The organism is Kitasatospora sp. NPDC058218 (assembly GCF_042882445.1).
Classification (GTDB): Bacteria; Actinomycetota; Actinomycetes; order Streptomycetales; family Streptomycetaceae; genus Kitasatospora.
The window spans coordinates 68,541-86,315 of the sequence record NZ_JBHVWC010000004.1 but is presented as its reverse complement, the minus strand read 5'-3'; the positions used below and the strand labels follow the sequence as shown (position 1 = coordinate 86,315).

The 17,775-nt window shown below is 72.4% G+C and carries 13 protein-coding genes and 2 tRNA genes; 7 read left to right on the top strand and 8 right to left on the bottom strand.

The window, feature by feature from the left end; genetic code table 11:
• Nucleotides 1-79: 79 nt before the first annotated feature.
• Both ACFVYI_RS03540 and ACFVYI_RS03535 read left to right on the top strand, forming a co-directional pair.
• Complete coding sequence (locus ACFVYI_RS03540; RefSeq protein WP_387881146.1) at nucleotides 80-1,171, top strand: branched-chain amino acid ABC transporter permease; 1,092 nt, start codon at nucleotides 80-82, stop codon at nucleotides 1,169-1,171.
• On the top strand, nucleotides 1,168-2,076 hold the full coding sequence (locus ACFVYI_RS03535) for an alpha/beta fold hydrolase (protein ID WP_387881144.1): 909 nt from the start codon (nucleotides 1,168-1,170) through the stop codon (nucleotides 2,074-2,076). The genes ACFVYI_RS03540 and ACFVYI_RS03535 overlap by 4 nt, the downstream gene beginning before the upstream one ends.
• Before the next feature lie 80 nt (nucleotides 2,077-2,156).
• Here ACFVYI_RS03535 and ACFVYI_RS03530 read toward each other — a convergent pair whose 3' ends face one another.
• Both ACFVYI_RS03530 and ACFVYI_RS03525 read right to left on the bottom strand, forming a co-directional pair.
• Nucleotides 2,157-3,434 carry a hypothetical protein gene (locus tag ACFVYI_RS03530; protein ID WP_387881142.1) on the bottom strand — a complete coding sequence of 426 codons (1,278 nt, stop codon included), beginning with the start codon at nucleotides 3,432-3,434 and terminating at the stop codon, nucleotides 2,157-2,159.
• Nucleotides 3,435-3,874: 440 nt separating this feature from the next.
• Nucleotides 3,875-4,477: a DedA family protein gene (locus ACFVYI_RS03525; protein WP_387881140.1), complete on the bottom strand. Its 603-nt coding sequence runs from the start codon at nucleotides 4,475-4,477 to the stop codon at nucleotides 3,875-3,877.
• Nucleotides 4,478-4,973: 496 nt separating this feature from the next.
• Between ACFVYI_RS03525 and ACFVYI_RS03520 the strand changes: the two genes are divergently transcribed.
• Nucleotides 4,974-6,077 (top strand): LLM class flavin-dependent oxidoreductase, encoded by a 1,104-nt coding sequence (locus ACFVYI_RS03520; RefSeq protein ID WP_387881138.1) that lies wholly within the window; start codon nucleotides 4,974-4,976, stop codon nucleotides 6,075-6,077.
• Between the two features lie 222 nt (nucleotides 6,078-6,299).
• On the opposite strand, the gene ACFVYI_RS03515 is transcribed toward ACFVYI_RS03520, so the two are convergent.
• Nucleotides 6,300-8,519, bottom strand: coding sequence for a putative bifunctional diguanylate cyclase/phosphodiesterase (locus ACFVYI_RS03515; protein ID WP_387881136.1), 2,220 nt, complete (start codon nucleotides 8,517-8,519; stop codon nucleotides 6,300-6,302).
• A gap of 560 nt (nucleotides 8,520-9,079) precedes the next feature.
• Complete coding sequence (locus tag ACFVYI_RS03510; RefSeq protein ID WP_387881134.1) at nucleotides 9,080-9,505, bottom strand: OsmC family protein; 426 nt, start codon at nucleotides 9,503-9,505, stop codon at nucleotides 9,080-9,082.
• A 326-nt stretch (nucleotides 9,506-9,831) separates the two neighbouring features.
• Between ACFVYI_RS03510 and ACFVYI_RS03505 the strand changes: the two genes are divergently transcribed.
• Nucleotides 9,832-10,167 carry a chorismate mutase gene (locus tag ACFVYI_RS03505; protein ID WP_387881132.1) on the top strand — a complete coding sequence of 112 codons (336 nt, stop codon included), beginning with the start codon at nucleotides 9,832-9,834 and terminating at the stop codon, nucleotides 10,165-10,167.
• A gap of 548 nt (nucleotides 10,168-10,715) precedes the next feature.
• Entirely contained in the window at nucleotides 10,716-11,324 is a 609-nt protein-coding gene (gene lepB, locus ACFVYI_RS03500) for a signal peptidase I (RefSeq protein WP_387881129.1), read from the top strand.
• Here lepB and ACFVYI_RS03495 read toward each other — a convergent pair.
• The 3 genes from ACFVYI_RS03495 to ACFVYI_RS03485 form a co-directional block, all read right to left on the bottom strand.
• Nucleotides 11,287-12,438 carry a DMT family transporter gene (locus tag ACFVYI_RS03495; protein ID WP_387881376.1) on the bottom strand — a complete coding sequence of 384 codons (1,152 nt, stop codon included), beginning with the start codon at nucleotides 12,436-12,438 and terminating at the stop codon, nucleotides 11,287-11,289. The genes lepB and ACFVYI_RS03495 overlap by 38 nt on opposite strands.
• A gap of 229 nt (nucleotides 12,439-12,667) precedes the next feature.
• Nucleotides 12,668-15,121, bottom strand: coding sequence for a transglycosylase domain-containing protein (locus ACFVYI_RS03490; RefSeq protein WP_387881127.1), 2,454 nt, complete (start codon nucleotides 15,119-15,121; stop codon nucleotides 12,668-12,670).
• 278 nt (nucleotides 15,122-15,399) lie between these two features.
• Nucleotides 15,400-15,473: transfer RNA gene (locus ACFVYI_RS03485), tRNA-Lys, on the bottom strand.
• A gap of 146 nt (nucleotides 15,474-15,619) precedes the next feature.
• Here ACFVYI_RS03485 and ACFVYI_RS03480 point away from each other — a divergent pair.
• The gene (locus ACFVYI_RS03480; RefSeq protein WP_387881125.1) at nucleotides 15,620-16,519 is read left to right on the top strand and encodes a DUF998 domain-containing protein; all 900 of its coding nucleotides are present in this window, start codon (nucleotides 15,620-15,622) and stop codon (nucleotides 16,517-16,519) included.
• A gap of 62 nt (nucleotides 16,520-16,581) precedes the next feature.
• On the top strand, nucleotides 16,582-17,442 hold the full coding sequence (locus ACFVYI_RS03475; RefSeq protein WP_387881124.1) for an alpha/beta fold hydrolase: 861 nt from the start codon (nucleotides 16,582-16,584) through the stop codon (nucleotides 17,440-17,442).
• A 104-nt stretch (nucleotides 17,443-17,546) separates the two neighbouring features.
• Here the strand turns inward: ACFVYI_RS03475 and ACFVYI_RS03470 are convergent.
• Nucleotides 17,547-17,620, bottom strand: a tRNA-Lys gene (locus ACFVYI_RS03470).
• Nucleotides 17,621-17,775: the final 155 nt, after the last annotated feature.

Below are 17,775 nucleotides of genomic sequence, written 5' to 3'. Positions count from 1 at the left end.
CGAGAGACATTCTGGACGGGCGGAGGAGATCCGCGCCATCCCTCGAACAGGTGAATCAATCACCGAGCGCTCGACAGCGGTGCACCGAGCGCTACGCTGGTGGCCGATCGCCCTGCTGATCCTGTTCCTTGTCGCCCCATACAGTGCGCTTCCCGTTCCGGGACTGCTCGACGGCCCGCTCGGCAGCCCCGGAAGCCTCCAACTCATCGCCCTGTGCCTGCTCTACGGGGCGCTCGCCACCGGCTACGACCTCCTGCTCGGCCGTACCGGACTGCTCTCCTTCGGTCACGCCCTCTACTTCGCGACCGGCCTCTACGCCACCAACCTCGGCATGCTGGAGTTCCGACTGCCGTTCGCCGCAGCGGCTCTCTTCGGTGTCGCCTGTGCCGTCGCGCTGGCCCTGCTGCTCGGCTCGGTCAGCCTCCGCGTCACCGGCATCGGGTTCTCCATGGTCACCCTGGCCTTCGCGCAGGCCGGTTCGATCCTCGTCCAGCGCAACCCGGGGGGCCTGACCGGTGGCGAGGAGGGCCGGTCCGCCCCGGCGGAGCAACTGCCCTCCGCCTTCCTGGGCATCGAGAACACCGCCAACCTCTACTGGATCGCCGTCGCCTACCTGGTCCTCACCCTGGCCGCCGTCCACTGGGCCGTCGGCTCTCCGGTCGGAAGGGTCTGGGAGGGCATCAAGGAGAACGAGCGACGGGTCGAGGTGCTCGGACTTCGGCCCTACGGCTACAAGTTGATCGCGTTCGTCCTCGCCGGAGGCCTCGCTGCGGTGGGCGGAGTGGTCTACCTGTTGCTGACCGGGGGCGCCACGCCTCAGGCCGCCACCTCCGATGCGACTCTCTCGCTGCTGGTCATGGTCGTCCTCGGCGGGTCCGGCACGCGCTGGGGCCCGCTGATGGGCGGTGTCATCTACACCTGGGCCGGCCACCGGCTCGGCGACCTCGCCAACTCGGAGGCGATCGCGGACCTGCCTGCGGTGCTGCGCGTCCCGCTCTCCCAACCACTGTTCCTGCTGGGCGGTCTCTTCGTCGCGGTGGTCTATCTGCTGCCCGGGGGCCTGGCCAGACTCCCTGCCCGCACCCGCGCCGCCCGTTCCGTCCGCTCCGCCCGGGCCACGGGCCGGGCCGGTGCCCCCAGCGCCCGCCCCACAGGAGGTAGTCCCGCGTGAACGCACCACTGGCGCACCCCGAAGCGCTGACCGTCCCCGTTCCCGGCGGGGACCTGGCGGTACTCCGCTGGCCCGCGGCCGTGCCCGGAGCCCCGACCGTGGTGGCGGTGCACGGCATCACCGCCAACGGCCTCGCCTGGTTCGAGGTCGCCCGCGTGCTCGCCGGCCGGGCCACCCTGATCGCGCCGGACCTGCGTGGGCGCGGGGCCAGCCGTACGGTCGGCGGGCCGTACGGCCTGGCCCGGCACGCGGACGACGTGGCGGCCCTGATCAGCGCGCTCGACCTGGGCCCGACCCTCGTCGTCGGCCATTCCATGGGCGCCTGGATCACGGCATTGGCCGCGGTGCGGCATCCGGAGCTCGTCAGCCGTGTGCTGCTGGTCGACGGAGCGATCAGCTTTCCGCTGCCGGACGGTGTCCGGTCCGAGGAGGCGCTGGCCGCAGTTCTCGGCCCGGCACTGGCGCGGCTGTCGATGACCTTTCCGGATCGCGCGGCCTACCGCGCGTTCTGGCGGCGGCACCCGGCCTTCAGCGCCGACTGGTCGGACGGCATCGACGCCTACACCCAGCGCGATCTCATCGGCACCGAGCCCGATCTTCGTTCCGCCTGCGTGCTGGAGGCCGTTCAGGTCGACGGCGAGCAGGTCCTGCTGGACCAGGACGCGGCCGCTGCCGTGCACCGACTGCCCTGCCCCGGTGAGCTGCTGTGGGCGGAGCGCGGATTGCTCGACGAGCCGCAGGGCCTCTACGACAGCAAGCGGATCGCCACGGCCGGGCTGGACCCGGCCCGGGTGGTGGCCGCGACCCTCGTGCCGGACACCAACCACTACTCGATCCTCTGGAGCGCGGCCGGCGCCGAGGCCGTGGTGCGGAGCCTGCTGGGTGCCGGACCCGCCGCCGAGTAGCGGGCCCCGGAACGGATCAGCCGGCGAGGCATCGCCACCTCGCCGGCCCTTCCCCCCGCGGAGTCAGCTCCGCGAACTGCTCACCCGGCGGCACCGAGGAAGGTCTGCCACCCGCCGGCCGGCGCCTGCCCGACGTTCAGCGAACGCAGCTTGCGGAGGGTGGACTGGTCCTGGGCCTCCAGCCAGTCGACCAGCTGGCGGAAGGAGACCAGTCGGACCTCCGGCTTGGCCGCGATGGTCTTGAGCGTCTCCTCGACGGCGTCCATGTAGATCCCGCCGTTCCACTGCTCGAAGTGGTTGCCGACGAAGAACGGCGCACGGTTGCCGTTGTAGGCGCGGTCGAACCCGGCCAGATAGGCGTCCCGGGCCTGGGAACGCCAGTCGTTGTACTTGGCGGGGTCACCCTTGGTGCTGCCCGCCGACTGGTTGGCGAGGATGTTGTAGTCCATCGAGAGCACCTGGAACGTGTGCCCGGGGAACGGGATGCTCTGCAGCGGGAAGTCCCATATCTTGCCGTCCTGCACCTTCTGCGGCCATATTTGCTGACCGCCGGAGGAGCTGGCGTCGTACTTCCACCCCATGGCGGCTGCGGTCGGCAGCAGGGCCTTCTGCCCCTCCAGGCACGGGGTGCGGCCGCCGATGAGCTCCTTCTTGTAGTCGAAGGGGAGCGGGTCGACGTCGGTGAAGCCGGTGTTGGTGCGCCACTGGGTCACGAACGAGACCGCCTGGTCGATCTCGCTCTGCCAGTCCTCGGGGGTCCACTTGTTCACACCGTTGCCGTCCGAACGGGTCGAGCAGAAGTGCCCGTTGAAGTGGGTGCCGATCTCGTGGCCGGCCGACCAGGCCTGGCTGATCAGTTTGAGCGTGCTCTTGACCGCGCCGTCCGAGAGGTACGGGATGTCGGACGCGCCGACCGCGTGCTTCGGCGGGTGGTAGAGATCGGCCTTGCCCTTCGGGAGGGCGTAGATCCCGGAGAGGAAGAAGGTCATGGCGGCCTTGTGCTCCTCGGCCAGCTTGAGGAAGCGGGGGAACTGGCCGTCGTCGGTGCCACCGGCGCCGTCCCAGGAGAACACCACGAACTGCGGCGGCCGCTCGCCGGGCTTGAGCTTCTCCGCCTTGGGCTGATTCGGCTGGGGGCCCGTGTCGGAGGTGGAGCCGTCGCCGATGGGAGTTCCCTTGGACGCGCCCTTGGTCGGAGTACCGCTCCCCGTCGGCCCGTCGGTGCCGGTGCCGCCGGGACCGGGCGCGGAGGAACTCGACCCCGAACCGGATCCGCCGCTGGAACACGCCGCGACCGTCCCGAGCGCCACGGTCGCGGCGGTGGCAGTGAGCACGGTCCTGCGCGAGATGCTGGTCATGGTCTCCCCTGGGTGCCGCTGGCCGGGTCGAGGTGGCGTCAGTAGGCCGCACCGGTCAAATCGGGCAATTGATGATTAATCCGCCGTTAGCATGTCATGTGGACACAGGGGTCACCAAGGCGCCGAGGTCCATCGACAGAGAACACGCCTACCTGGGTCGGGCGGGCTGCAACGACGAGCTTTCTGTTGCCGTCCTGTGACGCTTTGCGCAGTCTTGGGTGGGATCGCCGTCGGCGGGGGTCGAGTCGGTCGGCCGCCCGGTCGTGGCCCGGAGCGTCGGGTCGTCGAACAGTGGGTGGGCGTCGCGAAGCGCGCGGTCCTCGGGTACCGCCTGCCGCGCCTCAGGTCAGGGGCCCTGGAGTTCCGGGCGTCGCAACGTCATGGCGTTGCAGTTGCGGCTCCGGGGTTGGTCCCGTTCGGTGTCGCGGGGCGTTCGGGTGTCAGTTGATGACGAGCCGACGGTTGCGCCGCACGATCCGGGCGATGGCGGTGCTGACCATGGTGGCGGCGGTGCAGGAGACCGCAAGGCTCAGCCAGGCGGTGTCGAACCAGTGGCTGTTCAGCCAGCCCAGCGTGACGATGTAGGCGGCCCAGATCAGAGCGGCCAGGGCCGACCAGCGGAGGAAGCGGTGCGGGTGGGCGTGGGCGGGGGAGTGGCCGATGGCCAGGTCCAGGATGGTCCGGCCGGCCGGTACGAACCGGGCCACCACCACCATGGCGGCTGCCGCCCCGGTGGTCCGTCCGTCCAGCGCCTGCTGGACCCGGGCCACGCTGGCCGCCAGCTGCGGGCGGTGTTCGAGCCGTCGCTGGACCGAGGGGGCGCCCCGGCGGGCCAGCGAGAGCAGCAGGAGGTCTCCGAGGAACGAGGCGATTGCGACGCCGAGCCCCAGCACGACCGGTGCGCCGTCTATCTGTGCCGTCTTGAGCACGGCCAGGATGACCAGTGTTCCGCTGGGGATGAAGGGGAGAAAGGCGTCTCCCAGTACGGCGCAGAGCGCCAGGGCGCAGATCCATGAGGATCCGATCACCGTTGCGATGTCCAAGGTAGGTACTCCCTCCAGGCTGCCCGGGGGAGCAGATGGCTGCAGGGGACAACGCTAGCGCCTCGACTTTTCATGCCATGAAGCACCCCGGCTGTGCTGGGCATCACAAGACGCGAGCCCCTGGAGCGGGGTGCCGTTCCAGGGGCTCGCGGGGATCGATCGGCGCTGGTCCAGCCCGATGACCTTGCAGGTGGGGGCGGATCCGGTTTGGGTGATCCGCTCTGATCCATAGCCTGCCGGACGCCGCCCGCCGATCGCGAGCCCTGCGGCTGGCGACTTCCCGCTCTGGCGTGAAGTCGCCACGCGTGTCCGCTTGCTGGCTCTGAGTCAGCCGAACGGTCGGTAGGCGATCCGTTGCACAGTGAGACCGCGTACCGGGAACACCGGGACCGGCGGCGTGGTTGACCTCCCTTGGCAGTGGCGGACCGCAGGCCGGGCGAGCGGTCGCTCCAGACGCCATACGGACAGCACCAGGACGGCCAGGAGGGCGGACGGCATGACCACCGACGACCAGCAGGAGCGCGGGCCCCAACCGCAGAGCCACGCGGCGGTCCGGGGCACCGTCCGGGGCACGGCGCCCGCGCCGCTCTCCATCCTCGACCTGGCCACCGTGGGCGTCGGCTACACCCCGGCCGAGGCCCTGGCCTCGACCACGGCCCTGGCCCGCAGCGCCGAGGAATGGGGCTATCACCGGTTCTGGGTCGCCGAGCACCACGGCATGCCGGGCGTCGCCAGCTCCACCCCTGCCGTCCTGCTCGCTCACCTCGGGGCCCACACCACGACGTTGCGGCTCGGGTCCGGCGGAGTGATGCTGCCCAATCACGCTCCGCTGGGGATCGCGGAGCAGTTCGGTCTCCTGGAGGCACTGCACCCCGGCCGGATCGACCTCGGGCTCGGCCGTGCCCCCGGTACCGACCCCGCGACCGCCCGGGCCCTGCGGCGCGGCCTCACCGAAGGGGCCGACGACTTCCCCCAGCAGCTCGCCGAGCTGACCCACTTCCTCGACGGCGACTTCCCGGACGGCCACCCCTACGCCCGGCTCACGGCCGTTCCCCGGAGTGACGGGCGGCCGCCGATCTGGTTGCTCGGATCCTCCGGCTTCAGTGCCCAGCTGGCCGGCCGGCTCGGCCTGCCGTTCGCGTTCGCGCACCACTTCAGCAGCACCAACACCATCCCGGCCCTCGACCTCTACCGCTCGTCGTTCCGCCCCTCGGCCGTCCTCGACGAGCCCTACGCGCTGATCGGGGTGAATGCGGTCGCCGCCGACGACCAGGAGGCCGCTCGGCGGCTCGCGCGCTCCTCGGCGCTCGGCATGCTCCGGCTCCGCCGAGGGAATCCGGGCCCGATCCCCACCCCCGAGGAGGCCGAGAGCTACCCGTACAGCCCGGTGGAGGCCGACTTCGTCGACGACTGGCTGGGCAACGTCGTCCTCGGCTCGCCCGGTGAGGTCGCCGACGGGCTGGAGGCGCTGCGCAAGCGGACCGGGACGGACGAGTTGATGGTCACCTCGCACATCCACGGTCATGAGGCCAGGCACCGCTCCTACGGGCTGATCGCCCGCGCCTACGGGCTCACCGGCCAGGCGGCCGAGACCGCCTGAACTCGCAGGCGCCCGAACTCGTCGGTGGATGGCGGAGCCCGTCGCCCGCCGACGAGTTCGGTGCGCGCATCCACCCGTGCGGCCGCCGAGTCGCGCGGCAGCCGTCACTCGTCGCCGTCCCCGACGTCCATCGTCGAGCGGTTGAGCGGTTGAGCGGTTGAGCGGTCGAGCGGTTGGGCCGCAGTCCGCAGGCCTGTGAACTGCCGAACTGCCGAGCTGCCGTTACCGCTTGTCCGGCCCGGGGCGGCTCTCGCGGAGTATCGCCGCGACGTGCTCCGCCTCACCGGGCCTGGCGAAGTACCAGCCCTGGGCGGTGTCGCAGCCGGTGAGCCGTAGCCGCTCGGCCTGCGCCGCGTTCTCGATGCCCTCGGCGGTCACGGTCAGGCCGAGCGTGTGGGCCAACTGCACCATCGCGCCGACGATCTGCTCGTCGGCGTCGCTCCGGCGGGAGCCGGCCCCGGGCAGGTCGGTGCGGCCGGCCGGGGTCGGATCACGGAAGCCCTCGATGAAGGTGCCGTCCAGCTTCAGCACGTGCACCGGAAGCCGGGAGAGGTACGCCAGGTTGGAGTAGCCGGTGCCGAAGTCGTCGATCGCGATCCTGACGCCCATGTCGGCGAGGGCCTGCAGGGCCTGGAGCGGTCGCCCGCCGGGGCCGAGCAGCGCGCTCTCGGTGATCTCCAGTTGCAGGAGCCGGGCCGGCAGGCCGGTGCTGTCGAGCGCCTGGGCCACATCGGCGACCACGTCGGAGTCCCAGATCTGACGGGCGGCCAGGTTGACGCTCACGAAGGTCTCGGTGTCGGGGAACTCCGTGAGCCAGCGCTGGGCCTGGCGGCAGGATTCCTCCAGCACCCACTTGCCGAGCGGCACGATCGCGCCGGACTCCTCGGCGAGCGGGATGAAGCGGTCCGGTGAGAGCGTCCCGTAGCAGGGGTGACGCCAGCGGACCAGGGCCTCGGCGCCGTGCACCGCGCCGTCGGCGAGGCCGACGAGCGGTTGGTACTCGATGGTGAACTCGCCGCGCTCCAGGGCCGGTCGGAGGGCGGTGGCGAGCAGCTGGCGGGTCAGCTGGTGGGCGCCCCGGTCCGGGTCGTAGAGAGTCCAGCGGGCCCGGCCGTCGGCCTTCGACCAGTACAGGGTGGAGTCGGCGTCCTTGACCAGGTCGGCGGGTGTGGTCTCGTGCACCGACCGTTCCACGACGCCCACGCTGGCGGTGACCACCAGCCGGTGCCCGGCCACGTCGAAGGGGCGTTCCAGCGCTTCGAGGATCCGGGTGGCCAGCTCGGTCAGTTGCTCGCTGCCCTGGCTGTCGGCCACCAGGACGGCGAACTCGTCGCCGCCCATCCGGGCGACCAGATGGGAGCTGTGATCGGAGACGCCGTGCCGGAGCCGGGTGGCGACGGCGATCAGCAGTTGGTCACCGATGTGGTGGCCGAGGGTCTCGTTGATCGCGGCGAACCCGTCGAGGTCCAGGTAGCAGACGCCCACCCGGCGGCCGTCCGGCCGATCCGGTCCCGTCGGACCGGATCCCGCAGAGCCGGATCCGGCCGTGCTCGACCCCACCGTGCCCGACGCGGTCCTGTCCGACGCGGCCCTGTCGGGCTTCGCCGCCCGGGTCCGCGCCGCGTCCAGCGCGGTCCCGGGGATTTCGGCCGCGGCCGTTCCACCGGCCGCGAGGCAGGCGGCGTCGAGCCGTTCGAAGAAGAAGGCCCGGTTGGGCAGCCGGGTCAGCGGGTCGTGCAGCGCCTGGTACTCCAGGCGGTCGCCCAGTCGTCGCTGCTCGGTGATGTCCTCGACCAAGGCGAGCGTGTACAGCGGGCTGCCGCCGCCGTCCCGGATCAGGGAGATGGTCACCTTGCTCCACACCGTGCGCCCCTCACGGTGTTTGAGCTGCTTCTCCACGCGTAGCCGCTCACGGTCGCTGCGGACGAGATCGGGGAAGAGCCGGTCCGGCATACCCTCCGGGTCGATGATGTCGTGGATGTGGGTGCGGACCAGGTCGCCGACCGTGCAGCCGACCAGGGTGGCGAAGGCGGGGTTGACCTCGATGATCCGGTCTTCGGGGTCGATCAGGGCCATGCCGATGCCGGCGTCGCAGAAGGCGGCCCGGAAACGGGATTCGCTGGCGCTGAGCGCGGCCAGCAGGCGGTCGGTGTTCCCGGGCGTGACGTCGCCCCCGTCGTCCGGCCGGTGCACCCCGTTGGCGAGCGGGGTCGAGCAGGTGGGGCAGAGGACGACGCCGGCGCCGACCGCACCGTCGGACCCGGAGCCGGGCGGAGTGCCGGGACGAGCGCCGGCAGTCGCATCGGGCTCCGGGCCGGTGCTGGTGGCGGTGTCGCCCGGGGAGCCGGGAGAGTCGTCGAGGGCGGTGACGGCGGAGCCGTTGGCCGGGCGGAGGATCGGAGAGATGAGGTGGCGGTGGTGTTGCGGTTGTTCGTGCCGCACGCCTGGGTGGTGTGCGTCGGCCCCCTCGTTCTGGCCCGGCACGGCATGCTCCCGTCCGCTGCTGACGCTTGATGCTGGTCCGGCCGGCACCTGGAACTGCGGTGGCCGGCTCCCGTGCCCTGTCGAGGTCCTCGCGGTCCGATGCGCAACGCTCGCGGTGGAGCGCTCGCGTGGGGATCCGCGTGAAGAACAGGGCGCTGCGGCCGATCATAGGACGCGACGGCAACGCGCGGTGACCGCCGCCAGAGTGATTCGCCCGCTTTCGCGGCATGTGTGGTGGTACATGCAGACGCCCCCGGTACACATCACATGATGTGCGCCAGGGGCGTGTGCTCCAAAAGTGCGCCCCTGGGCGCTTGCTGAGCGCTGGGAACGCGCCGCGCACTTCGCCCGAGCGCCGGAGGCCCGGGCGAAGTGTCAGGGCGGCAGGCCGTCAGAACGTCGCGGTGCCGGACGCCGGAAGCCCGGCATCAGCTGTCGGACCGACTGGACGCCGGAACAGCGATGCGCCGGCGCGTCCGAGGTGATGCGGCGGACGTGATGCGGCAGACGTCGCCGCGTCAGGCCAGCTTGGCCGTGAGCGTGATGGTCGTACCGGTCAGGGCCTGGCTCACCGGGCAGTTCGCCTTGGCGTCCTCGGCGGCCTTCACGAAGCCGGCCTCGTCGAGGCCGGGCACCTCGCCGGTGACGGTCAGGTGGATGCCGGTGATGCCGGTGCCGGGCTGGAAGGTGACATCGGCCTGGGTGTCCAGCTTGGCGGGCGGGGTGCCCGCGCCGGCCAGGCCGTGCGACAGGGCCATCGAGAAGCACGCGGAGTGCGCGGCCGCGATGAGCTCCTCCGGGCTGGTCTTGCCGTTCGGCTCCTCGGAGCGGGCCGGCCAGGAGACCGGGTACTCGCCGATGCCGGACGAAGCGAAGGTCACCTGACCCTTGCCGTCGAGCAGGTTGCCTTCCCACGCGGTGCGTGCGGTGCGGGTGGTTGCCACGATCGGTACCTCCATTACTGAGGGACTGCTGTCTCGTCACTTCCGGTCATGCCGCGCACCAGCCTACGGGCAGGCCGGGGGCCGATCACACGTAATGCCGCAGGGCGCCGCGTCCGAGGGTCACCGGGCCTCCCGCGGTCCGGCGATCGCCCTGGCCGGGCGCCTGACCTGCCGATCGGCCGCCGGTCCACGTGCCGTCCGGATCGTGGACGGATCCGCGAAACGGTGCGGATCCGCGCCGGGCGCCCTGTTAGATTGGCCCGGGCCCGAGTCTCGGCCGACGGACGGTCGGGTGCCCACCACCACAGAGCCGCGGAGCCGCCCCGATGACGGATCACCCCACGACCCCCGAGACCGGACTGCCGGACGGGATCGACGACGCCGTGCGGGCCGAGCTGACCAGCCTGCGCGAGAGCATCGACAACATCGATGCCGCGGTGGTCCACATGTTGGCCGAGCGGTTCAAGGCGACCCAGCGGGTCGGCCGGCTCAAGGCCGAGCACAAGTTGCCCCCGGCCGATCCGGCGCGCGAGCGCGACCAGATCCGGCGTCTGCGGGAGCTCGCCGCCGGGGCTCACCTGGATCCGGTGTTCGCGGAGAAGTTCCTCAACTTCATCATCGCCGAGGTCATCCGCCACCACGAGGCCATCGCCCGGGCCTGAACGCGTTCCTCCGCGCCTCTGGACGCGGCTGCACGACGCGCCCGCACCACGCCCGGCACGGCACCCGGCACGATGCGCCCGCACCACGCCCGGCACGGCACGGCACGCCTGGATGACACCTCACGTATACCCGTGTCCGGGACCCGTGCTTCGTGTCCGAAGGCCGGGTCGGCGCTCGCCCGCCATCGCCCGGGGCACGTTGCGGGCCGTCGTCCGCCCGGCACTCCGGTAGCCGGCCGGGCCCCGTCGGGACGGGGCCGTGATGTCTGGCGCGGGTAAATGCCCGATTTCGCGTGGCTTCAGGGTTGGCGTAGCGTGCAGGTTCCCCCAGCCGGAGAGGTGGAGCAGCGACGATGGCGGTGAACCTGCCCGAAACGCACAGCGATGCCGGGACCGGTCAGCCCCCGGCCACCGGCGGCCGTGCCGAGGCGCGCCGGGCGCGGTCGCGGAAGGCCTCCAGGGGTTCCCGGGCTCCCAAGGGCCCCAAGGGCTCGAAGGACCGCAGGGCGGGCCGTCGTCAGCGGCCCTGGTGGATCGAGATTCCGGTGATGGCGGCGATCGGGCTGGCGGTCGCGCTGCTGATCAAGACCTGCCTGTTCCAGGTGTTCATGATCCCGTCCGGGTCGATGGAGAACACGCTGCGGATCGGCGACCGGGTCGGCGTGAACAAGCTCGCACCGCTCACCGGCTGGAAGCCGGAGCCCGGCCAACCGGTGGTGTTCAAGGACCCGGGTGACTGGCTGCCGCCTCAGCCGACCGACGGGAACCCGGTCTCCAGCGCGGTGGGCTCGGTGCTCAGCTTCGTCGGTCTGGTCCCGCCGAAGGACGACAACTACCTGGTCAAGCGGGTCATCGCGACGGGTGGCCAGACCGTGCAGTGCTCAGGCACCACCTTGACCGTCAACGGGGCGAAGGTGGACGAGCCGTACCTCCACCCCGGGGACGACTCCTGCGCGGGGCTGGACTTCGGTCCGGTGACGGTGCCCCAGGGGTACGTCTGGGTGGAGGGCGACCACCGGAGCGACTCCGCCGACTCGCGCTACCACCAGCGGGGGCCGGGCGGCGGTGCCGTGCCGGTGGACAACGTGGTCGGGCCGGTGGCGGCCGTCGTCTGGCCGCTCAATCACCTCGACTGGTTCGGCTGGGTCGGCCGCTGACGCCGGTGGTTCCGCGCTCGGCGGCCACCCGGTCCCCGGTCTCCCGCTCCTCGACCTCCCGGTCCCGGACGCTCTGGTCCCCGGCCTCCGATCCTTCGGCAGCTCGCGCCAGGCGCTCGCCGAGGGCCGTCGCACCCACGGCACCGGACCCGACGGCATCCGCGGTGTTCGGGCCCGCCGCGCCGTCCGTCGTGACCGGTGCGGTGGGCGGCTTGCTCGCCTGGGCCGCGAAGGCGCCGGCCAGGACGAGCAGGCCGCCGGCCATCTGCGGCAGCCCCAGGTGCTCGCCGAGCAGGATCCAGGCCAGGACGGTGGCGACGACGGCCTCCAGGTTGGCCACCACCCCGGCGATCGGGGGCGACAGGTGGCGGACGGCGATCACCCCCGTCAGGTAGGCGAGCACGGTCGCCACCAGGATCATCCAGGCGGCCGGGAGCAGCGCGGGCAGCGAGTGCCCGTTCATCACGACGTTCCCGCCGAGCAGGCCCCAGTCGGCCTCCCAGGGGCGGGTGAACGCGGTGAGCACGACCGCGCCGATCAGCAGTCCGTACGCGCTGACGGCGATCGGGTCGACCGGTCGGTCGCCCTGGCTGCCGGCGTCTGCCAGGACGAAGTAGCCGACCTGGCAGCAGGCCGCCCCGAGGGCGAACAGCACGCCCAACGCATCGAAGCCGAGGCCGTTCCAGACCTCCACCACACAGGCCAGACCCGTCACGGCCACGGCGGCGCCGACCGCCGCGCCCCGGCTGATCGGCTTTCGCTGGACGAACTTCACGTAGCCGATGAGCAGCGGGGGGCCGAGGTACTCGATCAGCAGGGCGACGCCGACCGGGATCCGGGAGATCGCCGCGAAGTAGCAGGCCTGGACGCCGGCGACGGCGAGCAGGCCGAAGCCGATCAGCAGGCCGGGTCGTCGAAGTACCGCGGCGCGGTGGCGGTAGGCCAGCGGGAGCAGGACCACGGCGGCACCGGTGACCCGGAGCCAGACCACGTGCAGCGGTGAGAGGCCGGCCTCGATCAGAGGCTTGGCGGCGGTGCCGGAGCCGCCGAAGGCGAACGCGGAGACCAGGGCGAGGGTGAGACCGAGGGTTCTGCCCGCGGAGCGGCCGGGCAGGGGCTTTGAGCTGTGCACCGAGGCATTGTGACAGTCATATCGCCGATTCGGTAAGGCGCCATTCCGTCATTTGGTCCTGCACCGAACTGTGCGCAGTGGCAGGTCCACGGAGGGTCTGCTTCCGCGTCCACCCCGAGCCGACCTGTCCCGCTCCGTCCCGCCCCGAGCGAACGGGGCGGGACGGAGCAGGCCGGACAGGGCGGGCAGGACCGGGAACGGCTGCGGCCGCCTACTGCCCCGCGCCGGCTCCCGCCAGCGCGCCCGAGCCCGTACCCGAGCCCGTACCCGACCCTGATCCCGACCCCGAGCCGCCGGTGCCCCCCGAAGGCTGGGGCGCGGTGGTCGGTCCGGTGGTCGGTGCCGTGGTGGGCGCGGTGGTCGGCGGCGGCGTCCGGGTGGGCCGTCCGGTCGGCTGGGAGGTCGGCTGCTGGGTCGGCGCGGTGGTCGCGCCGCCGGACTGCGAGCCGCCCGAGTCGCCGCCGCCGTTCGAGCCGGAGGAGCCGGGAGTCCCGGCGGAGTCCGAGCCGGACGAACCGCCCGGCGTGCTGGTCGCGCCGCCGGAGCCGTTGCCCGGGCCGCCCGTCGTGCCGTTCGTCGCGCCGCTGCCGGGCGTGGCCGACGGCGAGGCCGCCCCGGAGGGCGTCGACGAGCTGTCCGGGCCGCCCGAGGACGCGCCGCCGCCCGACCAGTCCGCACCCGAGGGCGAGGCGAAGTCGGTGACCGGCTGGCCCTTGAGCGCGGCCTTCATGTAGCCGGTCCAGATCTGCGCGGGGTACTGGCCGCCCGCCGCGCCGTCGATCCCGCCGGTGCCGCTGAGGCTGACCTGGGCGCCGCTGCTCGGGTCCTGGCCGAACAGCGCCACCGAGGTCACCAGCTCGGGGGTGTAGCCGACGAACCAGACCGACTTCTGGTCGTCCGTCGTACCGGTCTTGCCGGCCACCGGGCGGCCCAGCGACTTCGCCCGCCAGCCGGTGCCGCCCGGGTCGCTGACGACGCCCTGCAGCATCGACGTCACCTGGCGCGCGGTCTCCTCGCTGATCGCCTGGGTGGTCTTGTGGGCCGGCAGCTGGAGGGCCTCGCCCTCGCGGTCCACCGACTGCACCAGCCACGGGGTGATCTGCTTGCCGCCGTTGTCCAGCGTCGCGTACACGCCGGCCATGTCGAGCACGCTCGGGGTGGCGGTGCCGAGCGGGATGGACGGCACCGGGTCCATGCCGGGGGTGTTGCCGGGCAGGCCGAGGGCGATGGCGGTGTCGCGGACCTTCTGCAGACCGGTGTCCTGGGCGAGCTGGGCGAACGCCGAGTTCACCGACCAGTCGGTGGCCTGCTGCAGGGTGACCTGGCCGTAGCTCTTGTCGCCCTCGTTCGGCGGCGCGTACGGGGTGCCCTTGCCGCCGCGGACCTTGCGCCCGCTGGTGCCGTCGTAGACGGTGCGCGGGGTGACGGTCTGGCCGGACTGCGTCTTGGCGTCGTTCTCCAGCGCTGCCGCCAGGGCGATCGCCTTGAAGGTGGAGCCGGCCTGGTAGTCGCGGCGGGTGGCGTTGTCGACGTAGTGCTTGGTGTAGTCGACGCCGCCGTAGAGGGCGACCACGGCACCGGTCTTCGGGTCGACCGAGACGGCGCCGGCCTGGGCGGCCGCGTCCTTCTTCCGCTTGTCCGGGTTGAGGGTGTCGTGCAGCTGCGCCTGGACCGAGTCCTGGAGGGCCTGCTGGCGCGCCGGGTCGACGCTCAGCTTGATGGTGTAGCCGCCCTTGGCCAGTTCGGACTCGGTGATGATCTGGTTGGCGGCGAGGTACTCGGTGGCCGCGTTGACCAGGTAGCCGGCCTGGCCGGAGAGGCCGAGCTGGGCCTGCGGGTCCTTGACGTCGGGGAAGGTGGTGGCGGCGCGGTCCTCGGCGGAGAGCCAGCCCTCCTTCACCATGCCGTCCAGGACGTAGTTCCAGCGGTTGACCGCGTTCTGCTTGCCCGCGGGGGTGGCGGTGGCCACGTCGTAGGCGCTCGGGGCGTTCAGCAGGGCGGCCAGGTAGGCGCCCTGGGCGGCGTCGAGCGCGGAGGCGTCGACACCGAAGTACTGCTGGGCGGCGGCCTGGATGCCGTAGGCGCCCCGCCCGTAGTACGAGGTGTTGAGGTAGCCGGAGAGGACGTCGTCCTTGGTCTCGGTGGCATCCACCTTGATCGCTATGAAGAGTTCCTTCACCTTGCGGGTGATGGACTGCTTCTGGCTCAGGTAGGTGTTCTTCACGTACTGCTGGGTGATCGTGGAGCCGCCCTGGGTGCCCTGGCCCTTGGCGGTGTTGACGGCGGCGCGGACCAGGCCGGGCACGTTGACGGCGCCCTCGTGGTAGAAGTTGCGGTCCTCGGCGGCCAGCGCCGCGTGCTGGGCGGCGGGGGAGACCTTGTCCAGGCCGACGTTCTGCCGGTTGGTCTGGCCGGTCCGGGCGACCACCGAGCCGTCCTGGTAGAGCCAGGTGTTGCTCTGGGCGGTCGCGGCGGCATGCGCGTCCGGCACCTTCACCAGGGCGATGCCCAGGGCGAACAGGCCGACTCCGAGCAGCAGCGCGACGGCGAGGCCGAGCAGGCTCATCCGCCAGGTCGGGATCAGTCGGCGCCAGCCGGAGCGCTTCGGGCGGCGGGGCTTCCGGCCGCCGGTCGGAAGGCCCGGGGAGCGCTTCAGGCGCTTCACCGGGCGGAGTCCGAGGGACGGCGTGCGACGGCCGCTCTGGGTGTTTCGGGACAAAGCGGCGGCCTTTCCTGCGGGCGGACCGTGCCAGCCTGCACAAACGGGAATGTCGACGGTCGGGGACCTTTGTCCCGTTTCCGGTGTACAGCCCAGGACGTGCCGAACGGGTCGGTTGACTCCGTCGGGGCGGCAAGCGAGACCGACATCACAGGCAAAACGGACGCCGGAGGGCAAAAAATCAGGGAGCCTCTCGCTGCTGCGAGAGGCTCCCCAAATGTCTGTGCGCCGCCAGGGACTCGAACCCCGGACCCGCTGATTAAGAGTCAGCTGCTCTAACCAACTGAGCTAGCGGCGCCTGCTGACCTGGAAAACAATACACGGTCCGCAAGGGTGCCTCGCACCACCGGTGTGGAGGTGCTCCTCCGGAACCTGTCCCACCCCCGCCCCGCTGCCCGTTTCCGCCCGGTTGGGGTGGAGTTTCCCCCCGGTTAGGGTGGGAACGTGCCCAGCTCCCACCCCGGCCGCCGGACGGCACGGCTCGCCGTCGCCGCCCTGCTGCTGCTCAGCGCGGTGGCGTACACGGCCTGGGTGCTGGAGGTGGTGCTGAGCACCGGCCTCGACCCGGTCCAGGCGTACATCAGCGAACTCGCCGCCGAGGACCAGCCGCTGGGCGGCCTGTTCCGGGCCACCGATCTGATCGCCGGCCTCGCCGTCCTCGCGGCGGCCGGCACGGCGCTGCTCACCGGCTCGTACGGCGCCCCCGACGACGCCGTTCCCGACGGTGCCGCCCCCGACCGCAGCGCTTCCGACGGTGCCGCCGACCACACGGCCCCCGGCCGGGCCGCCCCCGACCGTCGAAGCGCCGCCCGCAGGTGGGGCGCCCGTAGCCTCCCCGGCCGCCGTCCGTGGGCGGTGGTCGGCTGGGCGGCACTCGCCCTGTTCGGGGCCGCGACCGCGGCCGACTCCCGACTGCCGCTGAGCTGCGCGCCGACCAGCGACGAGATGTGCGCCGCCCGTGAGACGGCCGGCCTGGTTCCCGCCACCCACACCGCACACGCGGTGACCAGCAGCCTCGCCATGCTCGGCGCGCTCGGCGGGCTGATCGCGCTCACCGTCGCCGCCCGCCGCTACGGCTGGTGGCCGCCCGTCCGCCGGTACGGGCCGTGGCTGCTGGCCGGTGAGCTGCTGGCCACCGGCTGGAGCCTGGCCGCGATCGCCGTCTTCGAGGCCGGTCACGGCACCTGGTCGCTCGGTGCGGGGCAGCGGCTCCAGGTCCTCCTGGTCGCGCTCTGGCTGGCCGTGCTGGCCGTGAGCCTCGCCCGGATCGGCGGTGGTCCGACGGTGCCCGCGGGCGTTCCGGGGACCACCCGGACCGGAGCCGGAGGGGCGGAAGCGCGATGACCGGGCCGGCAGCGGCAGGGTCGGGACCAGGTTCGGAACCGGGGCCGGCAGCAGGACCAGGGGTGCCCGGAGCGGCGAGGTTCCTGCGGATCGACGGGACGCCCCTGCACGTGCGCACCGAGGGCAGCGGCCCGGTCTGCCTGCTCACCGGTGGGCTCGGCAGCAGCTGGTTCGACTGGGACCTCGTCGTCCCCTTCCTCACGCCCTACCGCACGGTGGTCCGCTTCGACCGGCCCGGATACGGGCTGAGCGCACCCGAATCGGCCACCCGGCCGGTCCCGACGGCGGCGGGGGAGGCGGCGCGCATCCGGGCGGTGCTGGACGCGCTCGGGCTGCGGGCGCCGTGCACGGTGGCGGGTCACTCGCTGGCGGGGTTCCATGTCGAGGCCTTCGCGCGGCTGCATCCCGGCCGGGCGGCCGGGCTGGTCCTGCTGGACGGCAGCGTCGAGCCGGCCCCGCGGCCGCTGCCGGCTCCCGGGCTGCGCGACCTGGCGGCCCGTGCGGTCGCGAGCGCGGCAACGGCCGTCGCGGCGCCGTACCTGCTCGGTCCCACGGCGCGTCGGCTGGTCGCCCGGGCGTCGACGGTCCGCCGTGAGGATCTTGCCCCGGAGCCGCTGGTCCGGCACTGCTACCGGACCGGGCGGGCCCTGCGCGCACTGCTCCGGGAGAACACGCAGTACCTGGACATGGCCGCCGAACTGGACGAACTCCGTCGTACCGCACCGCTGCCGGCCGGGCTGCCGGTCACCGTGCTCGCCGCCGACGACGGGTGCCGCAGCAGTCGTACCCGGGACTGGCTGGCCGGCCAGCGGGGCCTCGCCGCGTTGCTCGGGGGTGACTTCCGCAGCACGGCCCCGGCGGGGCACCTGCTGATGTTCGACCGCCCGGACGCGGTGGCCTCGGCGATCCTGGACACCCGCTGACGCCCGCCGGCACGCGGCCCGCCCTCGGGCGGTGATCGCGCCGCCCGGCCCCCGGAAACGCCTCAGGCCGCCCACCGGAGTGGACGGCCTGAGACCTTGCCATGTGCGCCGCCAGGGACTCGAACCCCGGACCCGCTGATTAAGAGTCAGCTGCTCTAACCAACTGAGCTAGCGGCGCCTGCTGACCCGGAAGACATTACACGGAGTCGGGCCGATCTGCCGAATCGGCACGATCCGGCCACTCTCGGTGACCGCCGACAGCCGACCGCCGACGCCCCCAGGTCCGAAACCCCGCCGACCCGATGGTCCGACTCCGTCGCCGGTGCCGCCGAC

Bases quoted from the DNA above. Each gene is read 5' to 3' on its own strand.
- ACFVYI_RS03530 (WP_387881142.1), bottom strand. From the start codon at position 3,434: ATGACCAGCATCTCGCGCAGGACCGTGCTCACTGCCACCGCCGCGACC.
- ACFVYI_RS03520 (WP_387881138.1), top strand. From the start codon at position 4,974: ATGACCACCGACGACCAGCAGGAGCGCGGGCCCCAACCGCAGAGCCAC.
- ACFVYI_RS03505 (WP_387881132.1), top strand. From the start codon at position 9,832: ATGACGGATCACCCCACGACCCCCGAGACCGGACTGCCGGACGGGATC.
- lepB (WP_387881129.1), top strand. From the start codon at position 10,716: ATGGCGGCGATCGGGCTGGCGGTCGCGCTGCTGATCAAGACCTGCCTG.